At 64.3% G+C, this 5,829-nt stretch carries 7 protein-coding genes; 4 read left to right on the top strand and 3 right to left on the bottom strand.

The window, feature by feature from the left end:
* Window positions 1-548 (top strand): SLC13 family permease (locus VK519_RS15890; RefSeq protein ID WP_324351350.1); only part of this gene is annotated, 548 nt, incomplete at its 5' end.
* 28 nt (window positions 549-576) lie between these two features.
* Here the strand turns inward: VK519_RS15890 and VK519_RS15885 are convergent.
* Complete coding sequence (locus VK519_RS15885) at window positions 577-939, bottom strand: Rieske (2Fe-2S) protein (RefSeq protein ID WP_324351348.1); 363 nt, start codon at window positions 937-939, stop codon at window positions 577-579.
* Between the two features lie 78 nt (window positions 940-1,017).
* On the opposite strand from VK519_RS15885, the gene VK519_RS15880 reads away from it, so the two are divergent.
* The 3 genes from VK519_RS15880 (at window position 1,018) to VK519_RS15870 (ending at window position 3,857) form a co-directional block, all read left to right on the top strand.
* Window positions 1,018-1,269: a hypothetical protein gene (locus VK519_RS15880; RefSeq protein ID WP_324351346.1), complete on the top strand. Its 252-nt coding sequence runs from the start codon at window positions 1,018-1,020 to the stop codon at window positions 1,267-1,269.
* A 119-nt stretch (window positions 1,270-1,388) separates the two neighbouring features.
* Window positions 1,389-2,312, top strand: a complete 924-nt coding sequence (gene yedA / locus VK519_RS15875; protein WP_324351344.1) for a drug/metabolite exporter YedA — start codon at window positions 1,389-1,391, stop codon at window positions 2,310-2,312.
* A gap of 105 nt (window positions 2,313-2,417) precedes the next feature.
* The gene (locus VK519_RS15870) at window positions 2,418-3,857 is read left to right on the top strand and encodes a short-chain fatty acid transporter (protein WP_414692762.1); all 1,440 of its coding nucleotides are present in this window, start codon (window positions 2,418-2,420) and stop codon (window positions 3,855-3,857) included.
* Window positions 3,858-3,893: 36 nt separating this feature from the next.
* Here the strand turns inward: VK519_RS15870 and VK519_RS15865 are convergent, their stop codons facing one another.
* Both VK519_RS15865 and VK519_RS15860 read right to left on the bottom strand, forming a co-directional pair.
* Window positions 3,894-5,036, bottom strand: coding sequence for a trypsin-like serine peptidase (locus VK519_RS15865; protein ID WP_324351342.1), 1,143 nt, complete (start codon window positions 5,034-5,036; stop codon window positions 3,894-3,896).
* Window positions 5,037-5,186: 150 nt separating this feature from the next.
* A partial coding sequence (locus VK519_RS15860) for an ABC transporter permease (protein WP_324351340.1) occupies window positions 5,187-5,829 on the bottom strand: 643 nt, incomplete at its 5' end.

Genomic DNA, 5,829 nt, shown 5'->3' with positions numbered 1-5,829 from the left:
CCAAGTGCCTGGCGCTGTTCACCAACCTCGACCTGTCGGTGGCGATGATGACCGGCGCCATCGGCATGCTGCTGACCGGCGTGCTGAACATGGACGAGGCTTACAAGGCGATCAACTGGAAGACCATCTTCGTGACCGCGTGCCTTATCCCGCTGGGCTGGTCGATGGATTCCACCGGCACCGCCTCGTGGATCGCCCAGGAGGTGCTGCATGTGCTTGGCGGCGCGCCACAATGGACGCTGCAGCTGTCCATCGCGATACTCACGCTGATCTTCTCGCAGGTGATGTCGAATGTGGGCGCGACGGTGATGATGGTGCCCATCGCCATCAGCGTGGCGGTAACCACCGGCGGCAATCCATCGGCCTACGCGCTGATCGTGGCGGTGTCTTCGTCCAATACCTTCCTGCTGCCCTCGGGCCATCCGGCACTGATGATGGTGGCGGGCCCCGGCGGTTATCGCGCCAAGGATTTCCTGCGCGCCGGCCTGCCGCTGACGATCCTGGTGCTGGTACTTACGCTGGTGTGCATCAACCTGATGTATCGCTAGCGTCGAAACCGTTTGGGGGTCAGAGTATTTACTCTGACCCCGACCCCGCCTGCCAGAGCTTCACCGCGTCGCCGTCGACGCTGACCTCTACCCGCCGCAGGTGCTCGCCGCGGCACGGCCCCATGGTGCACAGGCCGCTGGCCGTGGCGAAACTTGCGCCGTGCGCGGCGCACACCAGCACGCCGGCCTTGACCAGGAACTGCCCCGGCGCCCAGTCCAGCCGGCGTCCGGCGTGCGGGCAGACATTGAGGTAGGCACGCACGTGGCCGCCTTCGCGCAGCACGATGACGGAGTCCTCGCCGTCGGCCAGCACCGCATCCACGGCGATGGCGCCGCCGTCGGGAATATCCTCGAGCAAGCACAGGGTTTGGCCGGGGAAAATACTAACCATGGCACTTGCCTCACGGGGCATTTGGCCCCAAGGTTACAGTTCGATGAACCCGTCATTGTGCCATACGGATTTTTAACGATGCGTTTCAACTTCCCGCCCATCCGCCGCTCCCGCCACCCGTTCATCCGCGCCCTGTCCGTACTTGCGGGCCTTGCCGTGGTCGGTGTGCTGATGGTCTTCGGCGTGGTGGTACTGGGCGTGCTCATTGTCGGTGGCGGCGTGTTGATGGCCGTACGTCACTGGAAACTCTCGCGCCAGCCGCAAGCGACACGTACCCAGCGTCCAGCCAACGTGCTCGAAGGCGAATACGTAGTACTGCGCAACGGCTGATGCCGCAGGCATGGCGTCCGCCGTGCCTTGAACCAGATTGATGGCTGCCGCGCAATCGCCGCGCTACCGCGACGTGCGCAGCATCGCTATGGTGTCCGAATTCCCCTGAAGAATACGACATGGATACCCGCGTCACCGTCCAGGCCCCGCACGACATCGTTGCCACGCCGGGCCAGCCCGTGCCGGCACGCCCGTGGCTGGTGCCACTGGCGATGTTCGCGCTATATGTGATCTGGGGCTCCACGTACCTTGCCATCCGCTTCGCGCTGGAAAGCTATCCACCGTTCCTTCTGTCGGGGGTGCGTTTCCTCATCGCCGGGCTGGGCTTGCTGGCGGTATTGGTGGTGCGCGGGGCAGCCCTGCCGACGGCGCGGCAATGGCGCAATGCGGCCATCACCGGCGTGCTGTTGCTGGGCATGGGCAATGGCCTGGTGTGCTTTGCCGAAGGCAGCGTGAGCTCTGGCATCGCGGCGGTAGCCGTGGCCAGCATGCCGCTGTTCGCCGCGGTGTATTCGGGGATGTATGGGCAATGGCCGACGCGGCGCGAGACACTAGGTCTTGCCGTGGGCTTCATCGGCGTGATCGTGCTTAACCTGGGCAGCGGCCTGTCGAGCTCGCGGATCGGGGCGTTCGCGCTGATTTTTGCAGCCAGCGCGTGGGCCTTCGGTTCGGTCTGGAGCAAGCGGCAGGACATGCCATCGGGGCCGATGAATACCGCCGCGCAGATGACCTGCGCCAGCGTCGCGCTGATCATCTTCGCGCTTGCGCTTGGCGAACGCATGCCGCCCCATCCTACGGCGCGCGCCACGTTCGCCCTGGCCTACCTGGTGGTATTCGGCTCCATCATCGCGTTCAGTGCCTACCTCTATGTACTGAAGACGGTGCGTCCGGCGGTGGCCACCAGCTATGCCTACGTGAACCCGCCCGTCGCTGTGTTGTTCGGCGTGTTGGTGGTGGGAGAAACCGTGGGCCCGTTCGACCTGGCGGGCATGGCCATCATCCTGGTCGGTGTGGGCATCATCACCCTGCTGCGGGCCCGCTAACGCCGGGAACGCATCGCTTGCGGGGCGACCGGGCATGGCGCGACCATGCCTGCAATGCCACTGCTTGAAAGGGGAACGCCGTTGAGCACAAAGGGCGAAGGGCTGCTGGCCCGCGCGGCGCTGCGTTGCGCGGCATGGGCAGAGCGATGGTTTCCCGATGCCTGGGTGTTCGCAGCCCTCGCCGTTGGCGTGGTGGCTATCGCGGCGATCGTGATGGGCGCCCTGCCCGGTCCTGGCGCCACGGCAGGTTTCATCGATCTGCTGCCACGCAGCGTGGGATCGGCCAGCGCCGCTTTTGGCGACGGCTTCTGGAGCCTGATCCCGCTCACCATGCAAATGGCCTTCGTCGTGATCGGAGGCTATGTGGTAGCCACAGCGCCGGTGGTCGCCCGGTTCATCGACTTCCTGGCCCGTGTACCGCGAAGCGGTCGTTCGGCGGTGTGCTATGTGGGCCTGGTGAGCATGCTGGCATCGCTCTTGAGCTGGGGTTTCTCGTTGGTGTTCGGCGGCCTGCTGGTACGAGCGCTGGCCCGGCGGCACGAGTTGAAAATCGACTACCGGGCAGCGGGCGCTGCAGCGTACCTGGGCCTCGGCGCCGTGTGGGCGCTGGGCCTTAGCTCCTCGGCCGCTCAATTGCAGGCAAATCCCGCAAGCATGCCGCCGGCCCTGTTGGCCATCACCGGCGTGTTGCCGTTCTCGCAGACGATCTTCCTGTGGCAGTCGCAGGTTTTGCTTATCTGCCTGATCGTGGCCTCGCTCATCGTGTGCTGGCTCACTGCGCCGGGCGACGCCCAGGCCCGTACGGCGAGTGAGTTCGTGGTGGATTCTGGCAATGCCACGCCGAAGCTGCCACCGCGCGAACGGCCCGGCGAATGGCTCGAGTACAGCCCGTTGCTGTCGGTCGTCGTAGGGCTGCTGGGGCTGGGTTGGCTGGCGCACGAGTTCGTTGCCAAGCCGGTGGTCACGGCCATCGCCAACCTCAACACCTACAACTTGCTGTTCCTTACCGTGGGGCTGTTGCTGCACTGGCGTCCACGAAGCTTCCTGAACGCGGTGGCGCGCGCCGTGCCCAGCACGTCTGGCGTGCTGATCCAGTTTCCGCTGTACGGCGGCATCGCGGCACTGCTTACCCAGGCCAGGGGCGCCGATGGCCAAACCCTTGCCCAACATCTTGCCAACGCCTTCGTCCATGTAGCCTCGCACGACACCTACACCCTGGTGATGGGCGCGTACTCCGCAGTATTGGGGTTCTTCGTGCCCTCCGGAGGCGGCAAGTGGGTGATCGAGGCGCCGTATGTGATGCAGGCCGCCAACGACCTGCACGTACACCTGGGTTGGGCAGTACAGGTGTACAACGCGGCCGAGGCGCTGCCGAACCTTATCAACCCGTTCTGGATGCTGCCGCTGCTGGGCGTACTGGGGTTGAAGGCGCGGGATATCGTGGGCTTTACCTTCATCCAGCTGCTCGTGCACATCCCGCTGGTGTTGGGGTTGTTGTGGCTGCTGGGCACGACACTGCACTACGTGCCACCGGTGATGCCCTGAGGCAGGTGCACAAGCACCCACCCCAGGGAACCGGTGTCACTGGCTGCCGGACGGCACCTGTCCATTGGCAAAGTAAGGCCGGATGGTCGGCCAGATCACCTCGATGGCATTGCCCTGGTTGCTGCCGGCGATGGCCGAATTGTGCAGGACGCGCGCGCGGTGGCTTTGGCGATCGATCACGGGGGAACCTGAGCTACCGCCCTCGGTATCGCATGTATAGCGCCTCATGTTGCCCGCGATCGACGCGATGCTGCAGGAGCGCCCCGAATCGTCCGCGCGGGCAACCTGCTTCGGACTTCCGCCGCCGTGCTGGGGAATGTACACGGGCCAGCCCATCGGCAGCGGTGTGACATCCAGGCCGAGGTAGCCGTACCTTGCCACTTTACCGGACGAAAACTCCGCGGCGTCGAGCGTAAACAACTGGAAATCCCGTCCCGCATCCCCCACCAGGCGCTGGCCACCGCGCACCTTGGTGCCCTGGGTGGTGGCGTTGCTACCTCCGCACACGGCGTGCTCGTAGCCAAACCAGAATTCGAAATCAGCCGGGTTCTGGTGATTGCCGATCACATGATGGTTGGTAAGCATGCGGTTCTCCGCACCCACCCGCCACGCCGTGGCCACATAGCCGAAGCCGTATACCCGCGCGACAGCCTGGGAGCGGCGATACATGGTTGCATCGGTGGCCAGCACGCAAGCCGGACGTTCACGCTGGTCGGCGCCGATGACTGCAGATCCCGTGATACTGGCGAAGCCGACATCGACGCGATCGATGGTCAGCGAAAAAGCAGCATAAGTATTTCCATCATGGCGCATGGTAAGGGTGATGGCGTCGCCTTCGATCGAATCGGCATAGTAGCCATCCCTGGGCGACCCCACATCTTTGGCGTCGAATCGCTGGAGTACTTCGCCGGACGCATTGGCCAGTTCCACCCATGCACCCTCGGGGATGTACACGGTTGAGAAATGCAGGCGAAGGAAGGTCGCCCCTGGGCGGGAGACCACGGTGGATGGGAAGTAGCCCGGCGCCAGCCATCCGTTGAAATGTTGCCTTGCTTCCTCGATATCGGCTACGCGTACGAGTGACGGCAGGGTGGGATCGGCGGCCTGGGCCAGGCAAGGAAATGTTCCGGCCATCGACAGCATGGCTGCCGTCAGCCGTAAAAGACGGGTAGTTCGCATGAATTTCTCCAGGGACGTTGGGGGCGCATGGGTTGCGCCCCACTAAGGTGGCCCTGGAGCGACGACGGGCATATCGACTACTGCCCGTCTGTCACGCCAACTTTCGCTCGCCGGAACTACAGCATTACCCGTCGATGGATCAGCGCAAGCCTACAGTTCGCGCAAGGCCGTCGTCACCGGCAGGCGAGCGGCACGCACCGCGGGGAACAGGCCACCGATGAAGCCGATCGCCAGTGCCCACTTGATCCCTGTCCACAGCAGTGCGCCCGTTACCTTCAACTCGAAACTCAATTGCCCCACGGTGCCCTGGGCCAGTGTCGATGCGCTATAGCCGTTGAAGATCACCCACGCGAGCAGGCCGCCGATGACACCGCCGATCAGTGCAAGCAGCATGGTCTCGAGCATGATCGCCACCACCACCGGCAAGCCGCGGAAACCGATGGCGCGTAGCGTGGCGATTTCCCGAGCACGGGCGGCGACGGCGGCGAACATGGTATTGAGCGCGCCGAACATGGCGCCAATGGCCATGATCAGGCCCACCACGATGCCCATGATGCGGATCACCTTGGCCGTGCCTTCCGATTGCTTGTTGAAGTAGTTGAGGGTGGTGTCCACGTCCACTTTCAGCTGTGGGTTGCCTTCCAGCGACGACTTGAATGCCGCGTACTTCGACGGATCGGCAAGCTTCACCGTGACCGAGGCACGGCTGCTGCCGCGGCGATAGGTATCGCCAACGACGCTGGCATCGCCCCAAAGTTCCGAATCCATCGCGTTGTCGGCGGCGAATACACCC

The sequence above is a fragment of the Pinirhizobacter sp. genome (genome assembly GCF_035317885.1).
Lineage (GTDB): Bacteria > Pseudomonadota > Gammaproteobacteria > Xanthomonadales > Rhodanobacteraceae > Pinirhizobacter.
Note: the sequence above shows the minus strand (reverse complement) of the source record. Positions and strands in the feature narration are given on the sequence as shown.